The organism is Pseudomonas sp. CF161 (genome assembly GCF_000416215.1).
In the GTDB taxonomy this organism is placed as follows: domain Bacteria; phylum Pseudomonadota; class Gammaproteobacteria; order Pseudomonadales; family Pseudomonadaceae; genus Aquipseudomonas.
Map to the genome: position 1 here is coordinate 1 of NZ_ATLP01000050.1, position 26,544 is coordinate 26,544.

Annotated in this window: 21 protein-coding genes; 9 read left to right on the top strand and 12 right to left on the bottom strand. The window is 65.0% G+C overall.

The window, feature by feature from the left end:
* The 6 genes from CF161_RS08750 to CF161_RS08770 form a co-directional block, all read right to left on the bottom strand.
* A partial coding sequence (locus tag CF161_RS08750) for a universal stress protein (RefSeq protein ID WP_020296211.1) occupies window positions 1-1,007 on the bottom strand: 1,007 nt, incomplete at its 3' end.
* A 54-nt stretch (window positions 1,008-1,061) separates the two neighbouring features.
* Entirely contained in the window at window positions 1,062-3,128 is a 2,067-nt protein-coding gene (gene kdpB, locus CF161_RS08755) for a potassium-transporting ATPase subunit KdpB (RefSeq protein WP_020296212.1), read from the bottom strand.
* A gap of 11 nt (window positions 3,129-3,139) precedes the next feature.
* Complete coding sequence (kdpC, locus tag CF161_RS08760) at window positions 3,140-3,775, bottom strand: potassium-transporting ATPase subunit KdpC (protein ID WP_020296213.1); 636 nt, start codon at window positions 3,773-3,775, stop codon at window positions 3,140-3,142.
* 11 nt (window positions 3,776-3,786) lie between these two features.
* Window positions 3,787-5,493: a potassium-transporting ATPase subunit KdpA gene (gene kdpA / locus CF161_RS08765; RefSeq protein ID WP_020296214.1), complete on the bottom strand. Its 1,707-nt coding sequence runs from the start codon at window positions 5,491-5,493 to the stop codon at window positions 3,787-3,789.
* A gap of 158 nt (window positions 5,494-5,651) precedes the next feature.
* A complete protein-coding gene (gene kdpF / locus CF161_RS32135) occupies window positions 5,652-5,750 on the bottom strand; it encodes a K(+)-transporting ATPase subunit F (RefSeq protein ID WP_020296215.1) in 99 nt (32 codons plus the stop codon).
* A gap of 294 nt (window positions 5,751-6,044) precedes the next feature.
* Window positions 6,045-7,625 (bottom strand): carbohydrate porin, encoded by a 1,581-nt coding sequence (locus CF161_RS08770; RefSeq protein ID WP_020296217.1) that lies wholly within the window; start codon window positions 7,623-7,625, stop codon window positions 6,045-6,047.
* Between the two features lie 170 nt (window positions 7,626-7,795).
* On the opposite strand from CF161_RS08770, the gene CF161_RS08775 reads away from it, so the two are divergent.
* The 6 genes from CF161_RS08775 to CF161_RS08800 all read left to right on the top strand — a co-directional run bounded on the left by CF161_RS08775 (window position 7,796) and on the right by CF161_RS08800 (window position 14,633).
* On the top strand, window positions 7,796-9,070 hold the full coding sequence (locus tag CF161_RS08775; RefSeq protein ID WP_020296218.1) for an ABC transporter substrate-binding protein: 1,275 nt from the start codon (window positions 7,796-7,798) through the stop codon (window positions 9,068-9,070).
* Between the two features lie 21 nt (window positions 9,071-9,091).
* A complete protein-coding gene (locus CF161_RS08780) occupies window positions 9,092-10,054 on the top strand; it encodes a carbohydrate ABC transporter permease (RefSeq protein ID WP_043228952.1) in 963 nt (320 codons plus the stop codon).
* Window positions 10,051-10,893 carry a carbohydrate ABC transporter permease gene (locus tag CF161_RS08785; protein WP_020296220.1) on the top strand — a complete coding sequence of 281 codons (843 nt, stop codon included), beginning with the start codon at window positions 10,051-10,053 and terminating at the stop codon, window positions 10,891-10,893. The genes CF161_RS08780 and CF161_RS08785 overlap by 4 nt, the downstream gene beginning before the upstream one ends.
* Before the next feature lie 27 nt (window positions 10,894-10,920).
* On the top strand, window positions 10,921-12,066 hold the full coding sequence (locus CF161_RS08790) for an ABC transporter ATP-binding protein (protein ID WP_020296221.1): 1,146 nt from the start codon (window positions 10,921-10,923) through the stop codon (window positions 12,064-12,066).
* Entirely contained in the window at window positions 12,063-13,565 is a 1,503-nt protein-coding gene (locus CF161_RS08795) for a sucrose-6-phosphate hydrolase (protein ID WP_020296222.1), read from the top strand. Before CF161_RS08790 ends, CF161_RS08795 begins: the two co-directional genes overlap by 4 nt.
* Before the next feature lie 75 nt (window positions 13,566-13,640).
* A complete protein-coding gene (locus CF161_RS08800; protein WP_020296223.1) occupies window positions 13,641-14,633 on the top strand; it encodes a LacI family DNA-binding transcriptional regulator in 993 nt (330 codons plus the stop codon).
* A gap of 33 nt (window positions 14,634-14,666) precedes the next feature.
* Here CF161_RS08800 and CF161_RS08805 read toward each other — a convergent pair whose 3' ends face one another.
* Window positions 14,667-15,557: a LysR family transcriptional regulator gene (locus CF161_RS08805; RefSeq protein WP_020296224.1), complete on the bottom strand. Its 891-nt coding sequence runs from the start codon at window positions 15,555-15,557 to the stop codon at window positions 14,667-14,669.
* A 188-nt stretch (window positions 15,558-15,745) separates the two neighbouring features.
* On the opposite strand from CF161_RS08805, the gene CF161_RS08810 reads away from it, so the two are divergent.
* On the top strand, window positions 15,746-16,762 hold the full coding sequence (locus CF161_RS08810; RefSeq protein ID WP_043228955.1) for an SDR family oxidoreductase: 1,017 nt from the start codon (window positions 15,746-15,748) through the stop codon (window positions 16,760-16,762).
* Between the two features lie 106 nt (window positions 16,763-16,868).
* Window positions 16,869-17,414, top strand: coding sequence for a histidine phosphatase family protein (locus CF161_RS08815; RefSeq protein WP_020296226.1), 546 nt, complete (start codon window positions 16,869-16,871; stop codon window positions 17,412-17,414).
* A gap of 159 nt (window positions 17,415-17,573) precedes the next feature.
* Here CF161_RS08815 and CF161_RS08820 read toward each other — a convergent pair whose 3' ends face one another.
* Together CF161_RS08820 and CF161_RS08825 are read right to left on the bottom strand one after the other, a co-directional pair.
* Complete coding sequence (locus tag CF161_RS08820) at window positions 17,574-18,251, bottom strand: type 1 glutamine amidotransferase domain-containing protein (protein ID WP_020296227.1); 678 nt, start codon at window positions 18,249-18,251, stop codon at window positions 17,574-17,576.
* A gap of 169 nt (window positions 18,252-18,420) precedes the next feature.
* Window positions 18,421-19,368, bottom strand: coding sequence for an AraC family transcriptional regulator (locus CF161_RS08825; protein WP_043228957.1), 948 nt, complete (start codon window positions 19,366-19,368; stop codon window positions 18,421-18,423).
* Between the two features lie 335 nt (window positions 19,369-19,703).
* Between CF161_RS08825 and CF161_RS08830 the strand changes: the two genes are divergently transcribed.
* Entirely contained in the window at window positions 19,704-20,984 is a 1,281-nt protein-coding gene (locus tag CF161_RS08830; protein ID WP_020296229.1) for an MFS transporter, read from the top strand.
* A 19-nt stretch (window positions 20,985-21,003) separates the two neighbouring features.
* Here the strand turns inward: CF161_RS08830 and CF161_RS08835 are convergent, their stop codons facing one another.
* The 3 genes from CF161_RS08835 to CF161_RS31785 form a co-directional block, all read right to left on the bottom strand.
* Window positions 21,004-22,371 (bottom strand): MFS transporter, encoded by a 1,368-nt coding sequence (locus CF161_RS08835; protein ID WP_020296230.1) that lies wholly within the window; start codon window positions 22,369-22,371, stop codon window positions 21,004-21,006.
* Window positions 22,372-22,388: 17 nt separating this feature from the next.
* Complete coding sequence (locus CF161_RS08840; RefSeq protein ID WP_020296231.1) at window positions 22,389-23,603, bottom strand: MFS transporter; 1,215 nt, start codon at window positions 23,601-23,603, stop codon at window positions 22,389-22,391.
* Between the two features lie 78 nt (window positions 23,604-23,681).
* Window positions 23,682-26,405 carry an AMP-binding protein gene (locus CF161_RS31785; protein ID WP_020296232.1) on the bottom strand — a complete coding sequence of 908 codons (2,724 nt, stop codon included), beginning with the start codon at window positions 26,403-26,405 and terminating at the stop codon, window positions 23,682-23,684.
* Window positions 26,406-26,544 lie beyond the last annotated feature (139 nt).

The window sequence follows — 26,544 nt, forward strand, 5'->3', positions numbered from 1 at the left end:
GCGACGTCCATGCCACTCAGGGTCAGGGTATCGCCGCCAAATTCGGCAGCCAGGGCCAGGGTCTTCATGGCGCTGGCGTAGCGGTTGGCCGCCTTGCCCCGGCGCTGCGGGCCGCTGACATGCACCACCAACCAGTCCGCCTCGAGCTTTTGCGCCAGGCGCGCCGCCTCACGCACCAGGCGCTCGTCGGACGGGTGCCCGGCCACGCCCACCAGCAAGCGCTCGCGCGCCGGCCACAGGGTGATGATCGAGCGTTCGCGGCGGTAGTCGCGCATCTGCGCATCGACCCGGTCGGCGGTGCGGCGCAGGGTCAGTTCGCGCAGGGCCAGCAGGTTGCCCTTGCGAAAAAAGTTGCGCGACGCCCGCTCCGCCTGGGGCGCCTGGTAGACCTTGCCGTCCTTGAGCCGGCGCAGCAGGTCGTCAGGCGGCAGGTCGATCACCAGCACTTCATGGGCGTTGTCGAACACATGGTCGGGCACCGTCTCGCGCACGCGAATGCCGATGATCCCGCTGATGATGTCGTTGAGGCTTTCCAGGTGCTGGACGTTGAGCGTGGTCCACACGTCGATCCCGGCACGCAGCAGTTCTTCCACATCCTGCCAGCGCTTGGGGTGGCGGGAGCCGGGGACGTTGCTGTGGGCCAGCTCGTCCACCAGCAATACCGAAGGATGACGCTCGAGGGCGGCATCCAGGTCGAACTCGCTCAGGGTGGTATCGCGATGCAGCAGGCTGCTGCGGGGCAGGACCTCAAGGCCCTTGAGGCCCTCGGCGGTGTCGCGCCGGCCGTGGGTTTCGACCACGCCGGCCACCACGTCCCGGCCCTGGCTCTGTTCGTGGCGCGCGGCGCTGAGCATGGCGCAGGTCTTGCCCACCCCGGCATTGGAGCCGAAGTAGATCCGTAATTTGCCCTGTTGCGCGGCCTGCTCCTGCTGTTGCAGTTTTTCCAGCAGCGCGTCCGGGTCGGGGCGTCCATCCGATGCAGCAGTAAAGGTGTCGATGACAGCCATGGCATTCCTTGTGAACTGCGCGGCGCCAGGGGCGGCGCCGTGCAGTCAGTCCTTTCAGACCAGGCCGAGCCCGGTCAACAGCAGATCGATGATCTTGATCCCGGCAAACGGCACCAGCACCCCGCCCACCCCGTAGATCAGCAGGTTGCGGTTGAGCAGCGCCGCCGCGCCGATCGCCCGGTAGGTCACGCCCTTGAGCGCCAGGGGGATCAGGAACACGATGATCAGCGCATTGAAGATCACCGCACTGAGGATCGCCGAGTTCGGGCTGCTCAGTTGCATCACGTTCAATGCCCCCAGTTGCGGGTAAGTCGCGACGAAAGCGGCCGGTACGATAGCAAAATACTTGGCCACATCGTTGGCCACGCTGAAGGTGGTCAACGCGCCCCGGGTCATCAGCATCTGCTTGCCGACTTCCACCACCTCGATCAGCTTGGTCGGGTTGCTGTCGAGGTCGACCATATTGCCCGCTTCCTTGGCCGCCTGGGTCCCGCTGTTCATCGCCACGGCCACATCCGCCTGGGCCAGCGCCGGGGCGTCGTTGGTGCCGTCGCCGGTCATCGCCACCAGTTTGCCCTGGGCCTGGTAGTCGCGGATCAGTTGCAGCTTGTCCTCGGGACGCGCCTCGGCCAGGAAGTCATCGACCCCCGCCTCCACCGCAATGGCGGCCGCGGTGAGGCGGTTATCGCCGGTGATCATCACGGTCTTGATGCCCATGCGCCGCAACTCGGCAAACCGCTCCTTCATCCCGCCCTTGACCACGTCCTTGAGCTCGATCACCCCCAGCACCTGCGGCCCGTCAGACACCACCAGCGGCGTGCTGCCACGGCGTGCCACTTCGTCCACCCGGGCCTGCAACGCCTGGGGAAAGCTGCCCCCCAGGGCTTCGACATGGGCCCGGATCGCATCCGCCGCGCCCTTGCGCAACTGGCGGCCAGCGGGCAAGTCGACCCCGCTCATGCGGGTCTGCGCGGTGAAGTGCACGAAACTGGCCTGCAGTTGTTGCAGGTCCCGGGCACGCAGGTCGAACTTCTGCTTGGCCAGCACCACGATGCTGCGCCCTTCCGGGGTTTCATCGGCCAGGGACGCCAATTGCGCTGCGTCGGCCAGCTCCGCTTCCTGAATCCCGGGTGCGGGCAGGAAGGCGCAGGCCTGGCGGTTGCCCAGGGTGATGGTGCCGGTCTTGTCCAGCAACAGCACGTCGACGTCACCGGCCGCTTCCACTGCGCGGCCCGAGGTGGCGATGACATTGGCCGCCATCATCCGGCTCATGCCCGCCACGCCAATGGCTGACAACAGGCCGCCGATGGTGGTGGGAATCAGGCACACCAGCAACGCCACCAGCACCGTGGCGCTGACCACGCTGCCGCTGCCGCCCATGGCCACGGCGAAGATCGAGTACGGGCTGAGGGTGACAATCACCAACAGGAACAGGAACGTCAGGCCCACCAGCAGGATGGTCAGGGCCACCTCGTTCGGGGTTTTCTGCCGCTTGGCCGACTCGACCATGGAGATCATGCGGTCCAGGAACGACTCGCCGGGGTTGACGCTGATGCGTACCACCAGCCAGTCCGATAGCACCCGAGTGCCGCCGGTGACCGAGGAAAAGTCGCCGCCGGCCTCGCGAATCACCGGCGCCGATTCGCCGGTGATCGCGCTTTCATCCACCGACGCCACCCCTTCGATCACCTCTCCGTCCAGGGGCACCAGGTCGCCGGCCTCGATCAGGACCACGGCGCCCTTGCGCAACAGACTGGCCTCGGTCGGCGCCCAGGCGGCACCGTGTTTGGGCTGCTTGAGCAGCTTGGCCAGGGTCTGGCGTTTCATGCTGCGCAGGCTCGCGGCCTGGGCGCGGCTGCGGCCTTCGGCCAGGGCTTCGGCAAAGTTGGCGAACAACACGGTGAACCACAGCCACAGGGTGATGCTCAGGATAAAGCCGCTGGGGGCTTCGCCAGCACCGCCCAGGGACTGCACCCACAACAGAGTGGTGAGAATGCTGCCCAGGTAGACCACAAGCATCACCGGGTTTTTCCACTGGGCCTGGGGCGCCAGTTTCTTGAACGCATCCAGGCAGGCAGTCAGCACGATGGTGCGATCGAACAACGGTTTCTTGTTACGCATGGTTGTTTCTCTTACTCACTGGCCGCGAGGGGTTGCTGATGCAGGGCATCGAGCGCGAGGTTGAGTTGCAGCACATTGACCCGGGGCTCACCCAGCAGGCCCAGGGTGCGCTGCTCGGTATGGGCCTGAACCACCTTCAGCAGTTCGGCCTCGGGCAACTGGCGCAGGCGCGCCACCCGCGCCGCCTGAAGCTGGGCATTGGCCAGGGAGATGTGCGGGTCCAGGCCCGAGGCCGAAGCCGTCACCGCGTCCACCGGCACCTGGCTGTCTGCTGCCAGGCCATTGAGTTGGCGATAGGCCTGAACCCGCTGCGCCACCTGGTCCATCAGCTTCTGGCTGGTCGGCCCGAGGTTGCTCGCGCCGCTGGAGCCGGCGTTATAGGGCTGGTCGGCGGTCATGCTCGGGCGGCCCTGGAAGTACTCGGGCCGGGAAAACTGCTGGCCGATCAGCGCCGAGCCGATCACCCGCCCGTCGCGCTCGATCAGGCTGCCCTGGGCCTGATGGGGAAACATCAGGTTGGCCACCAGGGTGGTCGCCAGCGGGTAGCCGAGGCCGGTCAACAGCATGAAAAACCCCGCCGACACCAGCACCGGGCGCAGCAACCCTTTGAGCAGGGGTTGGGTCTTGATTTGAGTTTGAGTCGTCATCACACAGCCCCTTATGGATACGTCTGGCCGGACAGCAATTGCAATTGCTCCACCAGCGGGCCCAGCGCAAGCGCCGGCAGGAAAGTCAGGCCACCTACCACCAACACCACGAACACCACCAGCACCATAAACAGCGGTGTCGCGGTGGGGATGGTGCCGGCACCGGCCGGGATGTTTTTCTTCAGGGCCAGGGAACCGGCCACGGCCAGCATCGGCAACATGGTGAAGAAGCGTCCGATCAGCATCGCCAGGCCAATGGTGGTGTTGAAGAAGGGCGTGTTGGCATTGAGCCCGGCGAAGGCCGAACCGTTGTTGGCCGTGCCCGAGGTGTAGGCGTACAGCACCTCGCTGAAGCCATGGGGGCCGATGTTGTTGAGGCTTTTCAGGGTGTCCGGCCACAGCGCCGCCAGGGCGGTGAAGCCGAGGATGCTGATGGGGTGCGCGAGGACCGAAAGCATGACCAGCTTGATTTCCCTGGCCTCGATCTTCTTGCCCAGGAACTCGGGGCTGCGACCGATCATCATGCCCACCAGGAACACCGTCAGCAGCGCGTACTGGATCAGGTTGATAAAGCCCACGCCGTCGCCGCCAAACACGCAGTTGAGCATCATCTGCGCCAGGGGCACGAAGCCGCCCATCGGGGTCAGCGAGTCGTGCATCGCGTTCACCGAGCCGGTCGTCGCACCGGTGGTGGTGGTGACAAACAGACTGGTGTCGGCAATGCCGAAGCGCAGTTCCTTGCCCTCCATGTTGCCGCCGCTCTGGGTCGACGACAGCATCTGGTCGGCGCCGGCCTGGGTCAGCAACGGATTACCGCCCTGCTCGGCGACGTAGACGATGCTCAGGAAGCCGATGAACATCACCAGGAAGGTGCCGAAGAACACCCAGCCCTGGCGCCGGCGCAACAGCATGCTGCCGAAGGTGTAGGTCAGGGCCGAGGGGATCAGCAACATGCTCAGGATGTGCAAGGCGTTGGTCAGCGGCGTGGGGTTTTCGAAGGGGTGCGCGGCGTTCATGCTGAAGAAGCCGCCGCCGTTGGTGCCGATGTGCTTGATCGACTCGAAGCTCGCCACCGCGCCCACAATCAACTGCTGTTGCGCGCCCTCAAGCGTCGTGGCCAGCGCCTGGGAATACAGGGTTTGCGGCATGCCCTGCCAGACATAGACCAGCGCCATGGCAAAGCACAGCGGCAGCATCACCCGGTACAGGATGCGGGTGAAGTCGACCCAGAAGTTGCCGATACCGGTGGCATTGGAACGGCTCAGGCCGCGAATGAAACCCGCTGCCGCCACCACCCCGGAGGTCGCCCCGACAAACATCAGGAAGGTAATCACCGCCATCTGGCTGAAGTTCGACAGGCTGGTTTCGCCCGAGTAGGCCTGCCAGTTGGTATTGGTGATAAAGGACGCCGCAGTGTTGAACGCCAGGTCCGGGGTCTGCGCCACCAGTTCCAGCGGATTGAGGGGCATGCTGCCCTGTACCCGCAACAGGATGTAGCCCAGCAGCATCATCGCCAGATTCGACAACAGCAGCGCCGAGCCATAACGCGCCCAGCCCATGGATTCCTGCGGATCAACCCCCAGCAGGCGGTAGGTTCCGCGCTCCAGCAAGGCATGCCCCGGTGCGGTGAACACCCGGGTCAGCCATTTCCCCATCAGCACGGCAAGCCCGGTCATCAGACCGAGAATCACCGCAAATTCCAGCAGAGTGCTCAACATGTCGATGCTCCGTTCAAATCTTGCCCAAGGCGCCAATGGCCCAGGCTGTCACGCCAAAAAACAACAGGGTCAACCCCACGAACGTCAGGTCGTACATTGCCGGTTTCCTTGTTTGGGATAGCCCCGCAGGGCGAATGAAAAACGCTATGGCCGGGCCATCAGAATTTTTCTGCACGAATCAGGGCGTACCCCAGGTAGGCGAACAGAGCGACAGCGCACACGCCGCTGGCGCCGTAGATGAATTCCAGTGTTAACAAGACAGCTCCCCTTGATGAAGGCGAAAAGAGTCATGGGCGATGTGAATTCGCAGCCTGAGACCCGCAGCCATTATTCGAAGATGGCCCCCGAAACCGGGCGCCAACAGGGGGATGATCAAGGCACGGATTGACCTGACCTCCCCTGCGCAAAAGCATAAGAGAGGCCGTATCAAGGACGGGCACTGATTGCCCGGGTGGATATTAAGATGGCGTATAGATCGGGCTTGGGAGGCCGGTGCGATCAGGCCTGCGGGTGCGCAAGGCTGCGCGTCAGGCCCATTGCCCGCTGATGGCTTAAAACCACGTTTCCATCTGTATGCCGTATTGCCATGTGCCACCGGCGCTGAAGTCGCTCTTGCCGAACGCATCCGCCGCACTGTAGCGGTCCAGGTCCGACGACCAGTCCATAACGCTTGCGAATACGCGAAGTTGGGGCCGGGTCAGCAAGTCACCGAAATCCGGCTTGAAGGTCGGAGCAACGGTGAATTTCCAGAAGTTGCCGTCGACCGCATTGCGTTGCTGGTAGCCCTTGGGGTCCAGGTCCATGGTCTGCCAGCTCACTTCGTAGGCCATCTCGAAATTGCTGTTGATCTCATTGGCCAGGCGCAGGTTCAGGGTCATCCAACGGTAGTCGTCACCTTTGACGTAGCGATCGCTGCTGCGTTCGGCCAGCAGGCTGGGACCAACGCGCCAGCCCGGGACCAGTGGCGTCTCGCCATACACCGCCAGGCGCAAAGCACGGGCATCTTCGATCAGCTCACCATCCGAACCGATGTTTTTGACCTCTGCGCCCAAGCCTTGGCCATAGAGCAGCGCCGTCTTGAAGAAGCCTTCGCGACCGAAAAAGTTCTTCTGATGGTTGGCCAGCATACTGTGCAGGCCGGAATCGGCGGGGGTCAGGCCGGCTTTATTGGCGCGGCTGCCGATGTCGTTCTGCTTGGCGCCGATGGCATTGAACATCCACTGCCACTGGCCGTCGTTGAAGAATTGATTGGAGGTCAGGATGTAGCTTTCGACCTCGGCATCCACCCCGCCCTCGCTGAAGTCGCCGTAGGTACGCCCGATCAATGAGTAATTGGAGCGCCAATTCCTGTTCATCTGCAGGTCGTAGATGCCTCCGCCGGTGCCGGCCAGGAACACCACATCCGAGTCCAGCCAATGGATATCGAAGTTGTCCCGGTCAAAGCGCTTGCCGGCCCACAGGGTGGCGTTTTCAAACACCGAATTGCCCTTGAAGGCGGCGAGGTGGTCGAGTTCGGTAAACACCTGGCGCACGTTCAGGTTGCTCTCCTGGGCGGTCCAGTCATTGGAGCTTTCAACGCCATCGGCGATCGACACGGTGAACTTGGAATGGGTGCCGTTCTGCGCATACGCCTCTTTCGACAGGTCGATGCGCATGTAGGTGTCGTCTTCGTTGCCAAGGCGCCCCACTGCCCCGCCGACCGAACCGGCAGGGGTGGTGTAAGGGCCGCCGCGACCGCCACCCAGGCTGTCGTTGATCAGCAATCCGGAGCGAGCGTAGCCCTTGAAACTGAACCCGTCGGTGAGGTGCTCAGAGGGGCTGCGCCGTTTTTCCAGGCTCTGCTGACGGGCTTCGAGGGTGGCCACCCGGGTGTCCAGCGTCGGCGCGGCGCCGGCATTGGCGGTGGGGGTTGTGGCAGCGACGGCAGGCGCCACGGCGGGCGTGGCGAGCTTGAGTTGTTGCAGTTCCTTGGCCAGCGCCTGGGTTTGCTGTTCGGCCCTGGCCGCACGTGTTTCCGCGGCGCTGGCGCGGGCTTCGAATGCCGCCATGCGCTCCTCCAGAGTCGCGGCCTGAGCGTTCGCCAATGAGGTGCCGAGCACCCCTGCGAAGAGCCAGCTTGATGCTTTCTGCATGTGGTTTTTCCTGTTTGTTTTTATTGTTTTCTGTAGGTGGTCGGCCTTTTTTTCGGCTGATGAGCGAATTGTCAAAATCAGCGAAAAAAAGGGTGCCTCATCGCATATACGCTGCTACATTTGGCGATGTTAACGTTAACTTTTATAAAAACAAAAATAAAGAGGGCTTCATGAAACAGCTTAAATCGCTTCTTCCAGCCGCTTTTTTCACGCTCTGCGCCGGGTTTCCATTGCTCTCGAACGCAGCCAACCTGACGATCTCATGCGGTGCCGTAGGTGCCGAACTGCAACTGTGCAAAGAGGCCGTCGATGCCTGGTCGAAACAGACTGGCAACCGGGTCGAGGTGGTTTCCACACCGAACTCGGCCACTGAGCGTTTGTCGTTCTACCAGCAGATCCTCAGTGCCCAGTCCGCCGACATAGACATCATTCAAATCGACATGGTGTGGCCGGGAATGCTGGCCAAGCACTTGATGGACCTGCGCGAAGTGCTGCCGGGCGATGTGACCCAAGGCTACTTCCAGGCCCAGGTCGATAACGCCACGGTCAATGGACGGCTGGTGACAATGCCGTGGTTCACGGATTCGGGCCTGTTGTATTACCGCAAGGACCTGCTCGAGAAGTACCACAAGCCGGTTCCCCAGACCTGGGAAGAGATGACCACCACCGCCCGAGAGGTGCAGCAGGCCGAGCGTAGTGCCGGCAACCCCAATGCCTGGGGCTACATCTTCCAGGGCCGCGCCTACGAGGGTTTGACCTGCAATGCCCTGGAGTGGATCAGCAGCCAGCCCCAGGGCGGATTGATCAACCCGCAGGGAGAGATCGTGGTCAACAGCCAGGCCTCACGGGCAGCCCTGACCCTGGCCAAAAGCTGGGTCGGCGACATCTCCCCGCGCGGCGTACTCAATTACACCGAGGAGGAAGGACGTGGGGTATTCCAGTCGGGCAACGCGCTGTTCATGCGCAACTGGCCGTATGTCTGGGCCTTGGTCCAAAGCCCGGACAGCGCGGTCAAGGATCAGGTTGGGGTCGCTCCCCTGCCCCGCGGCGGCACCGCCGGCAGCCACGCCTCGACGCTTGGCGGATGGGGCCTGGCGGTCTCCCGTTACAGCGCCAACCCGAAACTTGCCGCAGAACTGGTGGCCTACCTGAGCAGCGCCGAACAGCAAAAACACCGGGCCCTGACCGGTGCCTACAACCCGGTTATCGAGTCGCTCTACCAAGACCCCGACCTGCTCGCGGCAATGCCTTACTACAGCCAGCTGCGCGACATTCTCAACGATGGGGTGATGCGCCCCGCCGCGATCACCGCCAGCCGCTATCCGCGAGTCTCCAACGCGTTCTTTGATCGGGTGCATGGCGTGCTGGCCGGCGAACTGCCGGTGGACCAGGCACTGCTCGAGCTGGAAGGCGAACTGACGCGCATCAAGCACCGGAACTGGTAAGCCACAAGAAAGGAATCTCTCATGCCTGTCTCTTCTACCGCGATCTCCTGTGACGAGCCTCTCGCCACTCGGGAAACCCCTGTCCAGCGCCGCCGCGTGCGTGCCGCCTGGCTGTTTCTGGCGCCAATGCTGCTGTGCCTGGCACTGGTCGCGGCCTGGCCGCTGTTGCGCACCTTCTGGTTCAGCCTGACCGACGCCAACCTGGCGGACACCACTGGCGGTTCCTTTGTCGGCCTGAGCAATTACCTGTTCCATAACGGCTCCGGCTGGTCGGGGATCCTGGTCGATCCGCAATGGTGGAACGCGGTGCGCAACACCCTGCACTTCACCGTGATCTCGGTGGGCCTGGAAATGGTCCTGGGGCTGCTGGTGGCGTTGCTGCTGAACCTCAAGTTCACCGGCCGTTCCCTGGTGCGGGCCTTGATTCTGATCCCATGGGCGATCCCGACCATTGTCTCGGCCAAGATCTGGTCCTGGATGCTCAACGACCAGTTCGGCGTCATCAATCACCTGATGCTGAGCCTGGGCCTGATCGACGCGCCCCTGGCCTGGACTGCGGATGCGGCGCTGTCGATGTGGGCGGTGATCATCGTCGACGTCTGGAAAACCGTGCCCTTCGTCACGCTGCTGATGATGGCGGCCTTGCAGATGCTGCCCGGCGATTGCTACGAAGCCGCACGGGTCGACGGCATCCATCCGCTGCGGGTGTTCTGGCGCGTCACGGTGCCGCTGTTGATGCCGGCCCTGCTGGTGGCGGCGATCTTCCGCATCCTCGACTCGCTGCGCGTGTTCGACGTGATCTACGTCCTGACCTCGAACTCCTCGAGCACCATGAGCATGTCGGTCTATGCCCGTCAGCACCTGGTGGAATTCCAGGACGTGGGCTACGGCAGCGCGGCCTCGACCCTGCTGTTTCTGGTGGTGGCGGTTATCGCCGTGCTCTACCTCTATCTTGGACGCCGACAAATGGAGGTTCGCGCATGAACCTGCGCCTACTGAAAAAAGCGCTGCTGCGCCTCGGACTCTGGTGCCTGATCGGGATTCTGCTGCTGTATGCGGTGTTCCCGTTCTATTACGCCATCATCACTTCACTCAAGCCCTCCAGCGCCTTGTTCGAGGTGAGCTACTGGATCGATAAACCGGACTTCTCCAACTACGCGGCGGTCCTCAGCCAGCCCTCGTTTCTGCAAGCCATCAGCAATTCGCTGCTGGTTGCCTTGAGCGTGGTGGTGCTGGCGCTGTTTCTCAGCCTGACCGCCGCCTATGCCTTGGGCCGGGTCAAGTTTCGCGGGCGTGGTGTGGTGTTGATGCTGGTGCTGGGGGTCTCCATGTTTCCCCAGGTGGCGGTGCTGTCTGGCCTGTTTGAAGTGATCCGCGCCCTGGGGCTGTACAACACTTCCTGGGCGCTGATCCTCAGCTACACGATTTTCACCCTGCCCTTTACCGTCTGGGTGCTGACCACCTTTATGGGGCAACTGCCCCACGAACTGGAGGAAGCGGCCATCATGGATGGCGCCTCGCCCTGGGTCACCCTGACCCGCGTGCTGCTGCCACTGCTGTGGCCAGCCCTGATAACCACCGGCTTGCTGGCTTTTATTGCTGCGTGGAACGAATTCCTGTTCGCCCTGACCTTCACCCTCACCGATACACAACGCACGGTCCCGGTCGCCATCGCCCTGATTTCCGGCGGCAGCTCCCATGAGCTGCCCTGGGGACTGCTGATGGCGGCATCGGTACTGGTGACCGTGCCGCTGGTGATTCTGGTCCTGGTTTTCCAGCGCCGTATCGTCTCCGGCCTCACTACCGGCGCGTTAAAGGGTTGATGCCCAACAACTACAAGGAACAGCATCGTGATCAAACTGAAGTTAGCCAACGTCAACAAACAATTGGGCGGCATGCGGATTCTGCGTGACGTCAGCCTCGAGATTGCAGCGGGTGAGTTCGTGGTTTTCGTCGGTCCTTCGGGCTGCGGCAAGTCAACCTTGCTGCGACTGATCGCCGGACTGGACTCGATCTGCGACGGCGACCTGCTGATCGACGGGCGCCGGGTCAACGACCTGGAGCCGCGCGAGCGCGGGGTCGGCATGGTGTTTCAGTCGTATGCGCTGTACCCGCACATGAGCGTCTACGACAACATCAGCTTCGGCCTCAAGCTGGCCAAGACCGAAAAGATCAGCCTGCGCGAGCGCGTGCTGAAAACCGCGAAGGTCCTGCAATTGGACACCCTGCTGCAACGCAAGCCCAAGGAGCTCTCGGGCGGGCAGCGGCAGCGCGTGGCAATGGGCCGGGCCATGGCGCGGGAGCCGGACATTTTGTTGTTCGATGAACCGCTGTCCAACCTCGACGCCTCGTTGCGGGTGCAGATGCGCAACGAAATCGCCCGACTGCATAAGCGCCTGGGCTCGACCATGATCTACGTCACCCACGACCAGGTCGAAGCCATGACCCTGGCCGACAAAATCGTCGTACTCAAGGGTGGCCAAGTCGAACAGGTCGGCTCCGCACGCGACCTCTACGAACGCCCGGCCAGCCGCTTTGTCGCCGGCTTTCTGGGCTCGCCACGGATGAACTTCCTGGAAGCACGCCTGCAGGCTCCAGGCCTGAGCAGCCTGATCGACAGCCCGATACTGGGCATCACCGCCCTGCCCTTCGACAGCTCGGACCTGGACGCAGACGCGCCAGTGACCCTGGGCATCCGCCCGGAGCAGGTGTCACTCAACGCCGCGGACGGCGACGCGGGCGTGCTCGTGACTGGGGTCGAATACCTGGGCAGCGAAACCTATGTGCACCTCGACACCGGCCAAGAGCAGCCGCTGATCTGCCGTTGCGAGGCCAACGCCGGATGGCAGGCAGGCGACCGGGTCGAGCTGCACCTGCCGGTCGAACACCTGCACCTGTTCAACGCGGATGGCCGCGCCTTGAAACGCCAGCCACCGCCCCATCAACACCTGGCTGAAGGCGCTGCGTTGCACTCGGTCAAAGCAGGCGCCCTATGACGTTGTCCTTGAATGCACTGAGCGATCCGATGTCCGCCGCTATCGAGCAGGCGCAACAGGCGCTGAACACCGGCCGGGCGCGGGTTGTCGACGACTATCGCCCGGGTTATCACCTGGCCCCCCCGGCAGGCTGGATGAACGACCCTAACGGCGTGGTGTACTTTCGCGGCGAATACCACGTGTTCTATCAACACTACCCCTTTGATGCGAAGTGGGGCCCGATGTATTGGGGGCACGCCAAGAGCGCTGACCTGGTGCATTGGCAGCACTTGCCCATTGCCCTGGCGCCCGGCGATGAGGTGGACCGTGACGGCTGTTTTTCCGGGAGCGCGGTGGTCCACGGCGACACCCTGGCCCTGATCTACACCGGACACACCTGGCTCGGGGACGTGGGCGACGAGCGTTTTATCCGCCAGGTCCAGTGCCTCGCCACCAGCGTCGACGGCATCCACTTCGTCAAGCACGGCGCGGTGATCGAGGCGGCGCCGCACGCCGGTATCATGCATTTTCGTGACCCCAAGGTCTGGCGGCAGGATGAGCACTGGTACCTGATTGCCGGCGCGCGCCTGGAGGACCAGCCACTGCTGCCGCTGTACCGCTCTGCGGACCTGCACACCTGGGAGTTCCTCGACTATGCAGCCAGCGGCAGCGACGGCGACGGCTACATGTGGGAATGCCCGGACCTGTTTCGCCTCGATGGGCGCGATGTGCTGCTGTATTCGCCCCAAGGCATGCCAGCCCAGGGTTACGCACAACTCAACAAGTACCACACCGGTTATCGCGTGGGCCGCCTCGACAGCCAGTGGCAGTTCACGGGCGGGCCTTTTATCGAGTTGGATAACGGCCACGACTTCTATGCGGCGCAGACCCTGGAGGCGGCCGATGGCCGGCGCCTGGTGTGGGCCTGGCTCGACATGTGGGAAAGCCCGACGCCCTGCACCGCCCACCACTGGCGCGGGATGCTCGGCCTGCCGCGCGAACTTGAACTGCACGCCGATCGGCTGCGGGTATTTCCGGCCCGCGAACTCATCGCGCTGCGCCAGGCGCCATTGACCGGCACGCCCTGGTTGAGCGAATCGGACAGCCAATGGGTGCCGCATATCCGGGGCGACAGGCTAGAAATTCACCTGCTGCTGGACCTGCTCGGCAACACCGACGGCCAGTTGGGGGTGGCCTTGCGCTGTAGCGCGGACGGCCATGAACGCACCCTGCTCTACTACGATGCGGCGCTGCAGCGCCTGGTGCTGGACCGAAGCCACTCGGGAAGCCATGTCAGCGGCCAGCGCAGCGTGGCCATAGACCCGGCCTCGGGGCGAATTGAACTGCGAGTGTTCCTCGATCGCTCATCCATCGAAGTGTTCGACAGCGCCGGGCGCTTCACCCTCAGCAGCCGCCTCTACCCGCAAACCGACAGCCTGGGAGTCAAGCTGCTGGCCAATGCACAGGGCGGCCGGGTGGCGATTGCCGATGCGTGGCCACTGGCCTCGGGCTGGCTATGAGGGGGGTCATTGCAGTCGCAACAAGTCCGGCCCCTGTGTCATGATCGCCCGTCAACCTGACAGGCCCCGCCCAGCATGACTTCAGTGAAAGACGTTGCACAGCTGGCCGGTGTGTCCCTGATGACCGTCTCGCGCGCGCTCAACAATCCGGAAAAACTGAGCCCCGAGACCTATCAACGGGTACGCCGCGCCATTGATGAACTGCAGTTCGTACCGAGCCTGTCGGCGCGCAGGATTCGCGGAGACAACCTGCAGACCCGCACCATCGGCGTGTTTGCCCTGGACACCGCGACCACACCGTTCGCGGTCGAACTGCTGCTGTCCATCGAGCAGACCGCGCAACAAGCCGGCTGGAACGTCTTTATCCTCAACCTGCTGAGCAACCCGCCCACCGACCAGAACATCGACCTGATGCTGTCTCACCGCCCCGACGGTCTGATCTTCAGCGCCATGGGGCTGCGCGAGGTGTGCATACCCGAGCGCTTGAAAAGCAAACCCCTGGTCCTCGCCAATTGCCTGGCCGATGACAGCCGTCTGGTCAGCTATGTGCCCGACGACGAAATGGGCCAATACCGAGCGGTCCATCACGCATTGAGCCAAGGCTACCGGCGCCCGCTGTTTATCAACCTGCCCAGACAGAGCCTGGCCTGGGAACTGCGACAAAAAGGCATGCAGCGGGCCTGCCAGGCGTTCGGCCTGGCCCCTGAGGGACTGTTGCAATACGACCTGTCCGAACATGACGCCTACGGTGAAACCGCCACGATCCTCGAACGGCACATCATCGAGGGCCGTCCGCAGTTCGATATTCTGATCTGCGGCAACGACCGCATTGCTTTTTGCGCGTACCAACTGCTGTTGGGCCGTGGCCTGAAAATCCCCACCGACGTCGCGGTGCTTGGCTACGACAACATGATCGGTATCGCCGAGCTGTTCATCCCGCCCCTGACCACGGTGCAACTGCCGTACTACGACATCGGGCGCAATGCCGCCCGACACTTGATCGAAACCCTCGAGGTATCGGGAGCCCAGCCGGTTGATTGTCCATTGGTGGTCAGAGCATCGCTGTAAAAACCATGAGTATGTTGATGGCGAACCCGGGGGTCACCCGGCGCCCCCTTCAGCAGGCTGCATGCACAGGGCTTCGCGCAGCACCTGCTCAAGGATGGCGAAGAAACACTGTGTATGGGGCTGCTTCAGCGCCTGGGGCCGGGTCACCAGGTAGACCTCCATGGCGGGAAGCGCCAGCTCCGGGAACAGCTCGACCAGGTCCTGCGCCAGGATACGCGGCAGAACCGCCACCCCCATGCCGCGCTTCACCGACTCCAGTTGGGCAGCGAACGAATTGACGCTGATCTGCGCCCGGTCCAGGCCCGCAGCTTTGGCGGCTCGCATCTGCGGCAACATGTCCAGCGGTGGCAGCAAGGCAATATTGACCGCCGTGGCCGGGGTCACCCCAGGACAGCGCTTGAGGTACTCGGCATCGGCGAACACGCCGTAGAAAAGCGGGCCCAGGGCTCGATAAATCAGCGAGGGCTCACCCAGGTGCGTGGTGCGCACGGCGATGTCCGCCACACCGCGGGCGATTTTCTGAAAGTCGGCAGTGACCTGCAGCTCCACCGAACACCCCGGGTGCAGGGTGGTGAAACGACTCGCGGCCTCCAGCACACTTGAGGAGAACCCCTCCCCCGCACTGACCAGCACACTGCCATGCAGCTCCGGGTGCGACCCCGGCAGCTCAGTCGCCGTCTGCCGCCGCAACCCGGCTTCCGCGGCCTGGGCGACCTCCACCAGGGATTGGCCACGCGCGGTCAACCAGCATCCTTCAACGCCTCGTTCGACGAGGGGTTCGCCCAGGGCGGCCTCAAGCTGGGTCAGGCGGCGGGACACGGTCGACGCCGCGACACCCAACAGCTGGCCGGCCTGCAGAAAACTGCCACGGCGCGAGACGGCCAACAGCAGACGAAGATCGTCCCAATTTGCTTGCACAGCCATACGTCCCCTGCTCCCTGTTTTGCATATATGCAAAGCCATTATGCAGCAGTCGCTGTTTTTCATGAGCGGGCGCGAAGGTATATCTATCGGCCCTGGACACCACTGGAATGGACTGTATGACCACCGGCCACAACGACCTTGCACCACACACCGCACCTGTCTTCTATCCGCCTGATGCGCAGGCAGCCATACGCAGCACCTTCGTGACCGGCGCAACCGGCCTGCTGGGCAACAACCTGGTGCGTGAGTTGGTCGCCCGGGGCTACGCGGTCAAGGCCCTGGTCCGCTCGCGAAGCAAAGGCGAACAACAGTTCTACGACCTGCCGAGCGTGGAGTTGGTGGTGGGGGACATGGCCGATGTCGAGGCGTTCGCAGCGGCACTGCACGGCTGCGATACGCTGTTTCATACGGCGGCCTTCTTTCGCGATAACTACAAGGGTGGCAGTCACCGGGAGCAGTTGGAAAAGATCAATGTCGCCGGCACCCAAGCCCTGTTGCACCAGGCTTATGCCGCGGGCATACGGCGCTTCGTCCATACCTCTTCGATTGCCGTGCTCGACGGCGCACCGGGCAGCGCCATCGATGAGACCTGCCTGCGGGCCGAGGCCGACGCCGATGACTACTACCGCAGCAAGATCCGGGCTGAGCGCGTGCTCCTGGAGTTTCTTGAAACCCATCCCGAGCTGCACGCCTGCATGGTGCTGCCGGGCTGGATGTGGGGTCCGGGCGACAGGGGGCCGACCTCTTCGGGGCAATTGGTCAAGGATGTGGTCAATGGCAAGCTGCCCGGGCTGATCCCCGGCACCTTCTCCGTGGTCGATGCCCGAGACGTGGCCTGGGCACTGATTGCCGCCGCCAAGCATGGGCGGCGCGGCGAGCGTTATCTTGCCGCAGGACGGAACCAGACCATGGCCCAACTGGTGCCTGTCCTGGGGCGTATTGCGGGGGTCAAGACCCCGGTTCGGCGGCTGCCACTGCCCTTTCTCTATGCTCTGGCCGCTGTCCAGGAGGTCTATGCGCGCCTTACCGGCAAGCCCATTTTGCTGAGCATGGCGACCTTGCGCCTGTTGATCAGGGAGGAGCACCGCACCGGCTTCAACCACCGCAAGAGCGAACAGGAACTGGACCTGAGTTTTCGGGGGCTGGAGCAGACCATCGGCGACACGCTTGATTGGTATCGGAAGCATGGCGGGTTCAAACCCTAACCCCCTGCCGTGCGCGATAAATCCCCATCCATCAGCGCAAAAACGCTACTCTCGCGCCCCCCGACTACAAGGACGTAAAGCGACGGTGAGCAAAGAAATAATCCTGATGCGCCACGGCCAGCCGCAGCTGGCGAGCACCGGCAAGGTGTCGGCGCTGGGTATGAAAGCCTGGATCGAAGATTACGACCAGTCCGTCATCACCCGGCACCCTGCCCCCGATACCAGCAGGCAACTGGCGGCCAGGGCCAGGGTGATCGTTTCCAGCAGCGCGCCTCGTGCGCTCTCCTCGGTCCAGGCGCTGGGCCTGGAGCCGGTGCTGGTCGACGGGGTGTTCTGCGAAGCGCAACTGCCTTATGCCCGCTGGAAACGACCACGGCTCTCGCCGTTTACCTGGGCCGCTATCCTGCGGGTCTTATGGCTGTACGGTTACTCACCCAAGGTCGAATCCGCCGCCCAGGCCCGGACCCGCGCCAGCAGTGCAGCGCAACGCCTGCAGTCGCTGGCCAGCGAAGGACCGGTGCTGCTGCTCGGGCATGGGGTGATGAATCGCCTGATCGCCAGGCAACTGCTGGCCGATGGCTGGACTCGCCAAAGCCGCAACGGCAGCCGCTACTGGAGTGCGACGGTGTATCAGCATCCCGGGGGGAGCTGAGGCACGGGCAAGCCAGAGCTCACCCAGGGCGAGGGCGTGTGCTGGCGCTGGAGCTGGGGTACTCCAGCGCTTTGTTGGGGGGCCGCTGTGCGGCCCGGCGGGAGCAAGCTCCCTCGCCACGGGTGCGTGCCTGGCGTTATCGGTGAAGCCGCGCGGCCTCTAGCTCAAGCGCGCCAGCAGGGCCTTGGCCACGGCCTCGGAACTGGCCGGGTTCTGGCCGGTGATCAGCTTGTCGTCCTCGACCACGAACGGTGCCCAATCCGGCCCTTTTTCATACAGCCCGCCCAGGCGCTGGAACTCATCTTCGATCAGGAACGGCACGACATCGGTCAGTTGCACCGCCGCCTCCTCGCCGTTGGTGAAGCCGGTGACCCGACGGCCCTTGATCAACGGCGTGCCGTCGGCGGCCTGCACATGGCGCAGTGCCCCAGGCGCGTGGCAGACAAAGCCGATGGGCTTGCCGGCACGCTCGAACGACTCGATCAGGCTGATGGAGGTCCTGGACTCGGCCAGGTCCCACAGCGGGCCATGCCCACCGGGGTAGAACACCGTGTCGAAGTCTTGCTGGTTGACCGTCTCCAGCTTGACGGTGCTGGCCAGGGCCTTCTGCGCCGCCGGGTCAGCGTTGAAGCGCTGGGTCATTGCGGTCTGGAAATCGGGCTGTGCGCTCTTCGGGTCCAACGGCGGCTGGCCGCCCGCCGGCGACGCCAGCACCACCTCGGCGCCGGCATCCTTGAACACGTAGTAAGGGGCGGCGAACTCTTCAAGCCAGAACCCGGTTTTCAAACCGGTGTTGCCCAACTGATCGTGAGACGTGAGAACCATCAGAACTTTCATCGCATATTCCTCATTGTCGCAGTGACGTGGCAGGCGCCCGGGCCCGAAGGGGTCATGACAGGGTTGATCACCAGGCTGCTGAAGGGGGTTTGACAAGCGAACGGCAGCCGGCGTTCCGGATATTGCCACAGGGGCTCATCGCCCCGGCAGCGCAGCGCCCTGCCCGAGATCAGGTGGCGCGGTTGCCGCACACCGATTTGGGCGTATGGCCAAAGTGCCGGGTAAACGCCGCCGTCAGGTTGTTCGGGTGCTGGTAACCGACCTTGTACGCCACCTCGGACACCCGGTAGCCGGCGCCCAGCAGTTCCCGCGCGCGGTTCATCCGCAGCTCCAGCAGGTAACGTCCCGGGCTGATGCCGTGGACCTGACGGAAGTATTCCTTGAGCCGGTACTCGCTGACCCCCATGGCCGCGCACAGGTAGGCGTTGTTCAGCGGCTGGTCCAGATTGGACTGCATGTACAGGTCAATGCGATCCAGGGTGTCCAGGTCCCGGGCGGTCAACTTGGCCTGGCGGCTCGGGGCCACTTCCAGGGCCTGGAGCTGCTCTGACAGCAGGCTCAAGGCATGAATGCGCTGGGTCAGGCCGTCCTGGTGGTGGATGCTCGGGCTTTTCAGGCGCCGCAGGTGCTCGCTGGGGTTGATGTCGCAGCAGGCCACCTGGCGAAAGCTTTCATGCTGGCCCAGGGCGCTGCCGAGCAGGCCCTGGCAGCGCTCCGGGCCAACGAACCGGGCCAGGGCCGACTCGGTCACCACCAGGCGCAATTGCTGGATCGGCGTGTCGGCGGCGTACACCCGCTGGCCCTGGCCCTCGCGAAAAACCGAGACCGTCGCCTGGTTGGGCTGGAACTTCATTTCCCGGCCGTTCGGACAACGGAACTCCGACTGCCCGGACAACGCGAAGGCAATCACCAGCATGCGCTCCGCCCCCTGGTGCTGGCACAGCTCGGCGCAGATCTTGTGGGCGGTCATCTGGGACTTGATCACCGTGAACCCCGCTTCACAGTCCAGTCGCTCGACCTGATAGTTGCCCGTTCCCGCAGCGCCCTCGAACTGCGTCCAGGAGGAGGACGCCGATGAATCCTGACTGGCCCGGGCCGGGCTCGATAACTCTCGCATTTCCATTCCCTCAATCCGCGTGCCTGACTCGACCGGCCGCGCTTGCCTGGCTTCCTTGCGGTGCCACGGCGAAGCCGGCACCGATCTGATGGCAGCGGATCCGACTACAGCGTCCGGCAAGCCCAAGGCCGCCAGCCGTTTCCCATAGGTTATTCACCGCCACGCACACGCAATGCTAATCATTCTCATCTCGGATTGCACTAACATACCGTCCTGACTCGCCCTGTCCGCCTGCGCCACCGCGCCGCGGATGACCCGGCCGACCCTGTCATCGCCTGCCGCCCTCCCCGGGAGGCGGGCCTGCGCCTGATCCGACGCTCATAAGGAATTGTTCAATGCCGATCCCCGCTCCCCGCACCTCATGGTGGCCCCAACAGCTGTTGCTGGGCTGGCTCAACCTGGCGCTTACCGCGCCCCTGATCTACCTCTACATCGGCCTGCCCCTGGTCATGCGCCAGAACGGCTGGAGCGGGACCCAGATCGGCCTGATGCAACTGGCCGGCCTGCCCGCCATGTTCAAATTCCTCCTGGCCACCCCGGTCGATCGCTATCGGCTGGGCCGGGCCAGCTACCGCAACTGGAGCCTGGTGCTGGTGCTCGGCTACGCCGGCGCCTTGTGGCTGCTCGCGGCCCATGACCTGGGCAACACCGAGCCGCGCCTGATGTTCCTCCTGGCGATGCTGGTCAGCGTGCTCGGCACCTGGGCCGATGTGCCGCTGAACGCCCTGGCGATCCAGATCCTCCCGGAGTCGGAGCGGGTCCGCGCCGGCGCCATTCGCTCCGCGGCCATGTCCCTGGGGGCGATTGTCGGCGGTGGCGTGATGTTGCTGCTGCACACCCGCGCCGGCTGGGCCTGGCCTTTCTACGTGCTGGGCCTGGGCCTGCTGTCGGGGGCGGTGCTGCTGCCCTGGCTCAAGCCCGGCGTCGGGCAACCCGAGGCGCCGTCCCTGGCTCGGCCCGAGCCGCTGCCGGTACAGGCCGGCTGGCGCCAGTGGCCGGGTTACTTCGCGGTGGCCGAACATCGCGCCTGGGGCCTGCTGGTGCTGCTGTATTACCCGTTCCTCGGTGCGGTGTGGCTGTACCTCAAGCCGCTGATGCTCGACCAGGGGTTCGCCGCGGACCGCATCGCCCTTATCGTCGGGATAGTCGGCGGCTTGGTCGGCGCCCTCTCCAGCATGCTCGCCGGGCGCCTGACCCGGCTGATCGGCGCCAGCATCAGCCTGCCGCTGCTGGCCCTGGGCAATCTGCTGGCCATCGGTTTCCTGACCCTGGTGCTGCTGGCCGGCCTGGGTCACAACGCCTTGATCGTCGCCGCCATGCTGGTGGCCCTGGCGATGGGCGCCTCGGCCGGCCTGATGTTCGGCTTGATGATGTACCACACCCGTCCCGGGCTGGCGGCCCTGGACTACGGCATCCAGTCGAGCCTGTTCGTCGCCACCCGCACCCTGGTGCCGATCCTTGCCGGGGTGCTGCTCGACCGTCTCGGCTACGCCGGCATGTTGAGCTGCCTGCTGGCGGGCCTGAGCCTGGTATTGCTCCTGGCCTGGCACAGCCGCAAGCGGATCTTCAGCCTTGACCGCCCTTCCCATCAGCCGGGACAACTGCAGGGCTCATAAACCTCCATCCGACACTGCCTCAACCCAGCGCCCGGCCTTTGGTTTCCCGGGCCTGCAGGGCGATGGCGCTGGCCAGCAGCAACAGCCCGCCCAGCAGGATGAAAATCGCCATCGCCCCCCAGTGCCAGGCCAGCAGCCAGCCCATGCCGACGGAGCCCAGCAGGGCCCCGCTGCGGTTGCACAAAGCGCCCCACGCCGCGCCCTTGCCCCGCAGCAACGTGGGATACAACTCCGGCGTATAGAGGTGCAGGCTCATGTTCGCCGCATACAGAAAAAACGAACAACTGGCCGCCAGCAGCGCCACCAGCAGCACCTGCTGCGCGGCCACCGTCAGCGCAATCAGCACCAGGCTCAGGCCGGCCCCCAGGTAACCGCCGAACAGCAGCGGCACGCGGCCGATCCGATCGACGCACCCGGCACCGGCCATGCACCCGGCAAGGCCGGCGACGTTGCTCAACAAGGCGAAGTTCAGGGCCTGCGCCAGGGACGTGGAAAACACCTCGACATACAGGCTCGGCAGCCAGATCAACAAGGCGAAATTCACCAGGTAGCCGAGGAACCACAAGGCCGCGACGCTGGCCGAGGCATGCCGCAGCCCAGGTTTGAACAGTTGTCGCCAGCCCACACAGGCCCGGTGGCCCGGGGTTGCCAGGTCCTCGGCCGGCGTCGGCTCGGGCACCGCGCGACCGGTGGCCCGCTCCATGTGCGCCATGCACGCCTGGGCCCGACGAAACTGGCCCCGTGCCGCCAGCCAGCGCGCCGACTCGGGCACATAGAAGTAGACCAGCACCGCCAGGAACAGGGGCACGCTGCCCAGCCAGTACAGCGGGCGCCAGCCCATCAGCGGCAAGGCCCAGGTGCAGGCCACCCCGGCGAACATCAGGCCGCAGGGAAAGGACAACTCATACACCAGCACAAATCGCCCACGAACCCTGGAGCTGACGATTTCGCTGAGGTACAGCGCAGCGATCGGCACCTCGGCGCCAATCCCGATCCCCTGCAGCAGGCGCCCCAGCAGCAGCCCTTGCCAGTCGCTGGAACAGGCGATCAGCGCACTGAACAGCCCGGTCAGGAGCATCGCCGCCAGCAACACCGGCTTGCGCCCCACCCGGTCGGCCAGGGCCCCGGCGAACAGCGCGCCAAGGAGCATGCCCAGGGTGCCGCTGCCGATGATCAGGGTGACCTGGGTCGGGTCCAGCTGCCACTGCTGCTTGAGCAGCGGCAGGGTGAAGGAAATCAGCAGCAGGTCGAAGGCTTCGAAAAAGGTGATCACCCCCAGCAACAGGCGCACCCGGGCCTGCCAGCCGACCACCGGCAGGCCCTCGATGCGGGCGTTGATCTGGGTACTCAATGACAGGTGCTCCAGGGTCTCCCGGGCGTGGGTCATGCTTCCTCCCCCCCCGCTCAATCAGCCAGGGTGCCGGGCTTGCCGGCACGCAGGGAGACACAGAGCTCGAACAACAGGATGCCGATCAAGGCCTGCAACGGAAGGACCCAGCCCCCGGAATACTGATGCAGCAAGCCCATGCCCAGAGGGCCGAGCACCGCGATCATGAAACCGAAACCCTGGGCCATGGCCGACAACTGGGTGGTGACCTGCTGATCGGGGCTGCGCAGCACAAACAGCAGGGCACTCAGGGCCGGCCCTGCGCCCTGGCCGATGCCCAGCACCAGGACCGCCAGCCAGGCCAGCGGCAAGGGCGCGTACAGCAGGCCCAGGCAACCCGCGAGGCACAAGCCCACGGTGGCGGCAATGTAGCCACGCTGGTCCCTGACCCGGGCCGCCAGCACCGGCGCGAAATACCCCCCCAGCACCAGGCCCACCTGGGACACCGCGAGGTACAGCGCCGCCTCGGCGACCGTGGCCCCGCGCTCGACATAGATGCTCGGCAACCAGGCCAGCAAGGCATAGAGGTTCAGGGCCTGGAGGCCGAAGAACAGGGTGATCGACCAGGCGGTGCGGTTTTTCAGGACCCGAATCCCGCCCCCGCTGGCCACTGCGCCCGCCGCGGCAAGCGGCTGCCCATGGCCCAACTGGGGCGCCCAGAACACCAGGGCGATCAAGGCCGGAATGGCCCAGGCGCCCAGGGTCAGGTAAGCGGCGTCGACCGTCGCCCCCAAGCCCTGGTAGATCGGCACGGTCAAGCCGGCGGTCAACACCGCGCCACTGCCGAGCATCAGGGAAAACAGGCCCATCATGTGGCCGATCTGGGTTGGCTGGAACCGCTTGCGCACCAGGGCCGGCACCACCACGTTCATCACCGCGATGCCGACCCCGGCCAGCAAGGTGCCGACAAACAAACCGTGCACGCCCAGGGCCCGGACCCCGCAGCCGACCGCCAGCACCAGCAAGGCGGCGAACAGCGTGCGCTCCTCACCGAAGCGCTGGCGCAGGCGCACACCGACCAGGGCGAACAGGCTCAGGCAGATCGGCGGCAGCGAGGCAATCAGGGTCGCCTGGGTCGCGCTCAGGCGCAGTTCGCCGAGGATCGGCCCAACCCCGGCGAAGGCGATCCGCAGGTTCAGCGTCACCACAATAAAACCCAGCAGCAGCCACAGCTCGCCGCGCGCCGAAGCACGCTGGCGAAGCCCGGTGACGGCCGATTGTTCAACGTTCATGCAAACCTCCAGACAATAGGAAACCGCGCGCATGGCAAGCCCATGCGCCGGTTGACAGCGGGTAGCGAGTGGCGCGGATCAGGCCGGGGCGCTGGCCACCAGGCAGTGGATCGGCAGGCCCTTGAGCGGCTGGGCCTTGACCTCGGTAAAGCCCTGCTCCAGCAGCAGCGACTGGATAAAGCTCACAGCGTAGGTGTCGCCGCAGTCGGTCAGGCCGAGCATCTGCGCGGCGAACAGGCGTGGCAGCGGGTCCAGGGCCGGGTCGATCGCGGTGGTCATGAAGTCGCTGATCAGCAGCTTGCCGCCGGGGGCCAGCACCGCACGGGCGCGGGCGATCAACTGCCGGCAACGCTCGGGATCGAAGTGGTGGAGGATCTGGCTCATGATCACCAGTTCGTACTGGCCGGGGATCTCCACCGAGAAGATATCGCCGCCGATCACCCGCGCCCGCTCGGCCACCCCGAACTGCCGGGCAAAGCCTTCAGTGACGCTGGCCACCGACGGCCAGTCGAGGCCGGTGACCTGGGCCTGGGGGTACTTCTGGGCAAAGGTGAAACCGTAGATGCCGTTGCCGCAGGCCACGTCGAGAATCCGCAACTGCGCTTGCCGCGCCGTCCACTCATCCAACAGCGCCACCACCCGGCGCGCCGTGGTGCGGCTGGTGCTTTCGATCCCCGCGGAAAACTCCTGCCAGTACGGGTGGTCATCGGCCTCGATGTTCTGCGCCAGGGTGCTTTTGCCGGCGATCACCGCGCTTTTGAAATCGCGGAAGGTTTCCCACATCAGGTCGGCGCTGTAGACCTGGGCCAGGCCGCCCACGTATTGCAGGCTCTCCCTCAGCAGGTAGCGCCGCGACAGGTCGTTGAGGGCATAGCGCCCGTCGCCCCCGACTTGCAGCAGGCCGAGGCCGGCCAGGGCCGACAGCAGGATGCGCATGCCGCGCTCGCTGGTGCCCAGTTCCCGGGCCAGGGTCGCGGCGCTGGCGGCCTGCTCGGCCAGGCCGTCGAAGACCTTGAGTTCGATGGCGGCGCGCAGGACCCCGGCCCGTTCGACACCGGTCAGGATGTCGAGGATCGGGGCGGCGCTCAGGGTCACGGGGGAGACGGATTGGTTCATGCTGTTCCTCGATAGTTCGTCACGTAAAGTTGCTTTGTCGACCTTGCCCGAAGGGGCCAGGGGAAAGGCTCGGTGCAGGCTGACGGCATCCGGCCACTTGAAGCGTTCCAGGCCGATCTGGTGCTGCAAAAAGTGCTTGACCGCCTCCAGGCTCAAGCCCTGCCGGGGATCGCGCAGGACCACGCAGGCCTGGACCCAGCTTTCGCCGCCGCTGCGGGGCACGGCGACCACCGCCACGTCCAGCACCTGGGGGTGTTCGTGAAGGAGCATTTCCAGCTCCCCGGCATTGACCTTGATCCCCTTGCGCAGGATCACGTCGGATTTGCGGCCCACCACCTGCAGCCGCCCCTGCGCGTCGAGCCGGCCCTTGTCGCCGGTCTTGACCCAGCCGCCCGGGGCACGGGCGCTCTGATTCAGCTCCGGGGCGCCGTAGTAGCACAGCGGGGTCATGGGCCCGAGGGCCCAGATCTCGCCCACTTCGCCCATCGGCAGCGTCTGTTGCTGCTCATCCACGATGCGGATGCCGACCACTCGCGGGTCCGGCTTGCCCACGCTGGCCACCAGCACCGAGGCCGGGTCGTCGAGGGCCGTGTGGCAGGCCACGCCGTCGGCGGAACCGTAGGACTGGATCAAGCGACACCCCAGCAGGCGCTGCACGCCACGGGCGGTCTCGGCGCTGAGGGCGGAGCCGCCGCTGATGATCGCTTCCAGCGCCAGGCCGCCCCCGGACCAGGGCGCTTGCTGCAGCAGCGGGCTGGCCAGCAACAGGTCGACCATGTTCGGCCCGGCATACAGGTGGGTGACCTGATGCCGGACCACCGCCCGCAACACCTCGTCCGGGTCAAAGCGCGGCAAGGTGACCAGGGCCCCACCCTGGGCGGCCATCACGCAGGAGGTGGCCAGGGAGCCGAACGGCGACGCCAGGGGCACGCAAAACAGGGCACGCACCGGGGCGTCGCTGCAGCTGAGGCTGTCGAGGTAGGCCGCCTGGCCGCCGAGCAGGCCGTTGTGGGAATAGGCCACCAGCTTGGGCTCCGACTCCGATCCCGAGGACGCGATCAGCCGCGCCGGGCCGTCGGCGTCGATCCGCCCCGGCTCGAAGGCCAGCCTTGGCCCGTCCCAGAGTCGCTCCAGGTCCAGCCAGCCCTCCCGGGCCGGACCTTGCAGGATGCGGATGCTTAGGGCCGGCAATTGCTCGGCCAGCTCATCGATCAGCGCGCCGTAGTCGGTCTCGCCGACCCAGCGCGAGCAGACCAGGGCCTTGGCCCGGGAGCGCTGCAACAGCGAACGGCTTTCACGTTTCTTGCGGCCGATGGGAAACGGCAGGACCACCGCCCCCAGCGCCGCCACGGCCAGGTCCAGGGCGCAGGCCTGCCAGCTATTGGCCAGGTTCACCGCCACCACATCGCCGGCGACCACACCCTGTTGCCCCAGGGCCTGGGCCAGGCTCAGGGCTCGCTCCAGCAACTGCTGGTAATCCAGGCTCTGCCCGGCATCCGCCACCGCCAGGGCCCGGGGTTGCTGCAAGGCCAGGCGGTAAAACGAGGAGAACAGGTCAAGCCCGCTGTACAGCCCTTGCTCGCGCCACTGTCGACGCAGGGAGCCGGGCACCAGATCGATAAATTCGGGGTGGTGCGGATGGCTGTCGACAGCCGTCCGGGTATCAGCCAGTGAGGCGCCATTCATAAACTGGAAATCTCCCAGGGATTGTTCACGTGTAGGTAGGCCGACTGGCGCAAGGCGCCCGCCAGCAGCGGCTGCTCGGGCAACTGGCGCAGGTCGGCGGTGACGGCCACGGCCATCAGGCCCCGGGCCTGCAACGCGG

Coding starts and splice junctions, on each gene's coding strand:
- kdpC (WP_020296213.1), bottom strand. CDS start 3,775: ATGACGACTCAAACTCAAATCAAGACCCAACCCCTGCTCAAAGGGTTG.
- kdpA (WP_020296214.1), bottom strand. CDS start 5,493: ATGTTGAGCACTCTGCTGGAATTTGCGGTGATTCTCGGTCTGATGACC.
- CF161_RS08775 (WP_020296218.1), top strand. CDS start 7,796: ATGAAACAGCTTAAATCGCTTCTTCCAGCCGCTTTTTTCACGCTCTGC.
- CF161_RS08770 (WP_020296217.1), bottom strand. CDS start 7,625: ATGCAGAAAGCATCAAGCTGGCTCTTCGCAGGGGTGCTCGGCACCTCA.
- CF161_RS08835 (WP_020296230.1), bottom strand. CDS start 22,371: ATGACCCACGCCCGGGAGACCCTGGAGCACCTGTCATTGAGTACCCAG.
- CF161_RS08820 (WP_020296227.1), bottom strand. CDS start 18,251: ATGAAAGTTCTGATGGTTCTCACGTCTCACGATCAGTTGGGCAACACC.
- CF161_RS31785 (WP_020296232.1), bottom strand. CDS start 26,405: ATGAATGGCGCCTCACTGGCTGATACCCGGACGGCTGTCGACAGCCAT.
- CF161_RS08780 (WP_043228952.1), top strand. CDS start 9,092: ATGCCTGTCTCTTCTACCGCGATCTCCTGTGACGAGCCTCTCGCCACT.
- CF161_RS08830 (WP_020296229.1), top strand. CDS start 19,704: ATGCCGATCCCCGCTCCCCGCACCTCATGGTGGCCCCAACAGCTGTTG.
- CF161_RS08840 (WP_020296231.1), bottom strand. CDS start 23,603: ATGAACGTTGAACAATCGGCCGTCACCGGGCTTCGCCAGCGTGCTTCG.
- CF161_RS08795 (WP_020296222.1), top strand. CDS start 12,063: ATGACGTTGTCCTTGAATGCACTGAGCGATCCGATGTCCGCCGCTATC.
- CF161_RS08785 (WP_020296220.1), top strand. CDS start 10,051: ATGAACCTGCGCCTACTGAAAAAAGCGCTGCTGCGCCTCGGACTCTGG.
- kdpB (WP_020296212.1), bottom strand. CDS start 3,128: ATGCGTAACAAGAAACCGTTGTTCGATCGCACCATCGTGCTGACTGCC.
- CF161_RS08805 (WP_020296224.1), bottom strand. CDS start 15,557: ATGGCTGTGCAAGCAAATTGGGACGATCTTCGTCTGCTGTTGGCCGTC.
- CF161_RS08800 (WP_020296223.1), top strand. CDS start 13,641: ATGACTTCAGTGAAAGACGTTGCACAGCTGGCCGGTGTGTCCCTGATG.
- CF161_RS08825 (WP_043228957.1), bottom strand. CDS start 19,368: ATGCGAGAGTTATCGAGCCCGGCCCGGGCCAGTCAGGATTCATCGGCG.
- CF161_RS08815 (WP_020296226.1), top strand. CDS start 16,869: ATGCGCCACGGCCAGCCGCAGCTGGCGAGCACCGGCAAGGTGTCGGCG.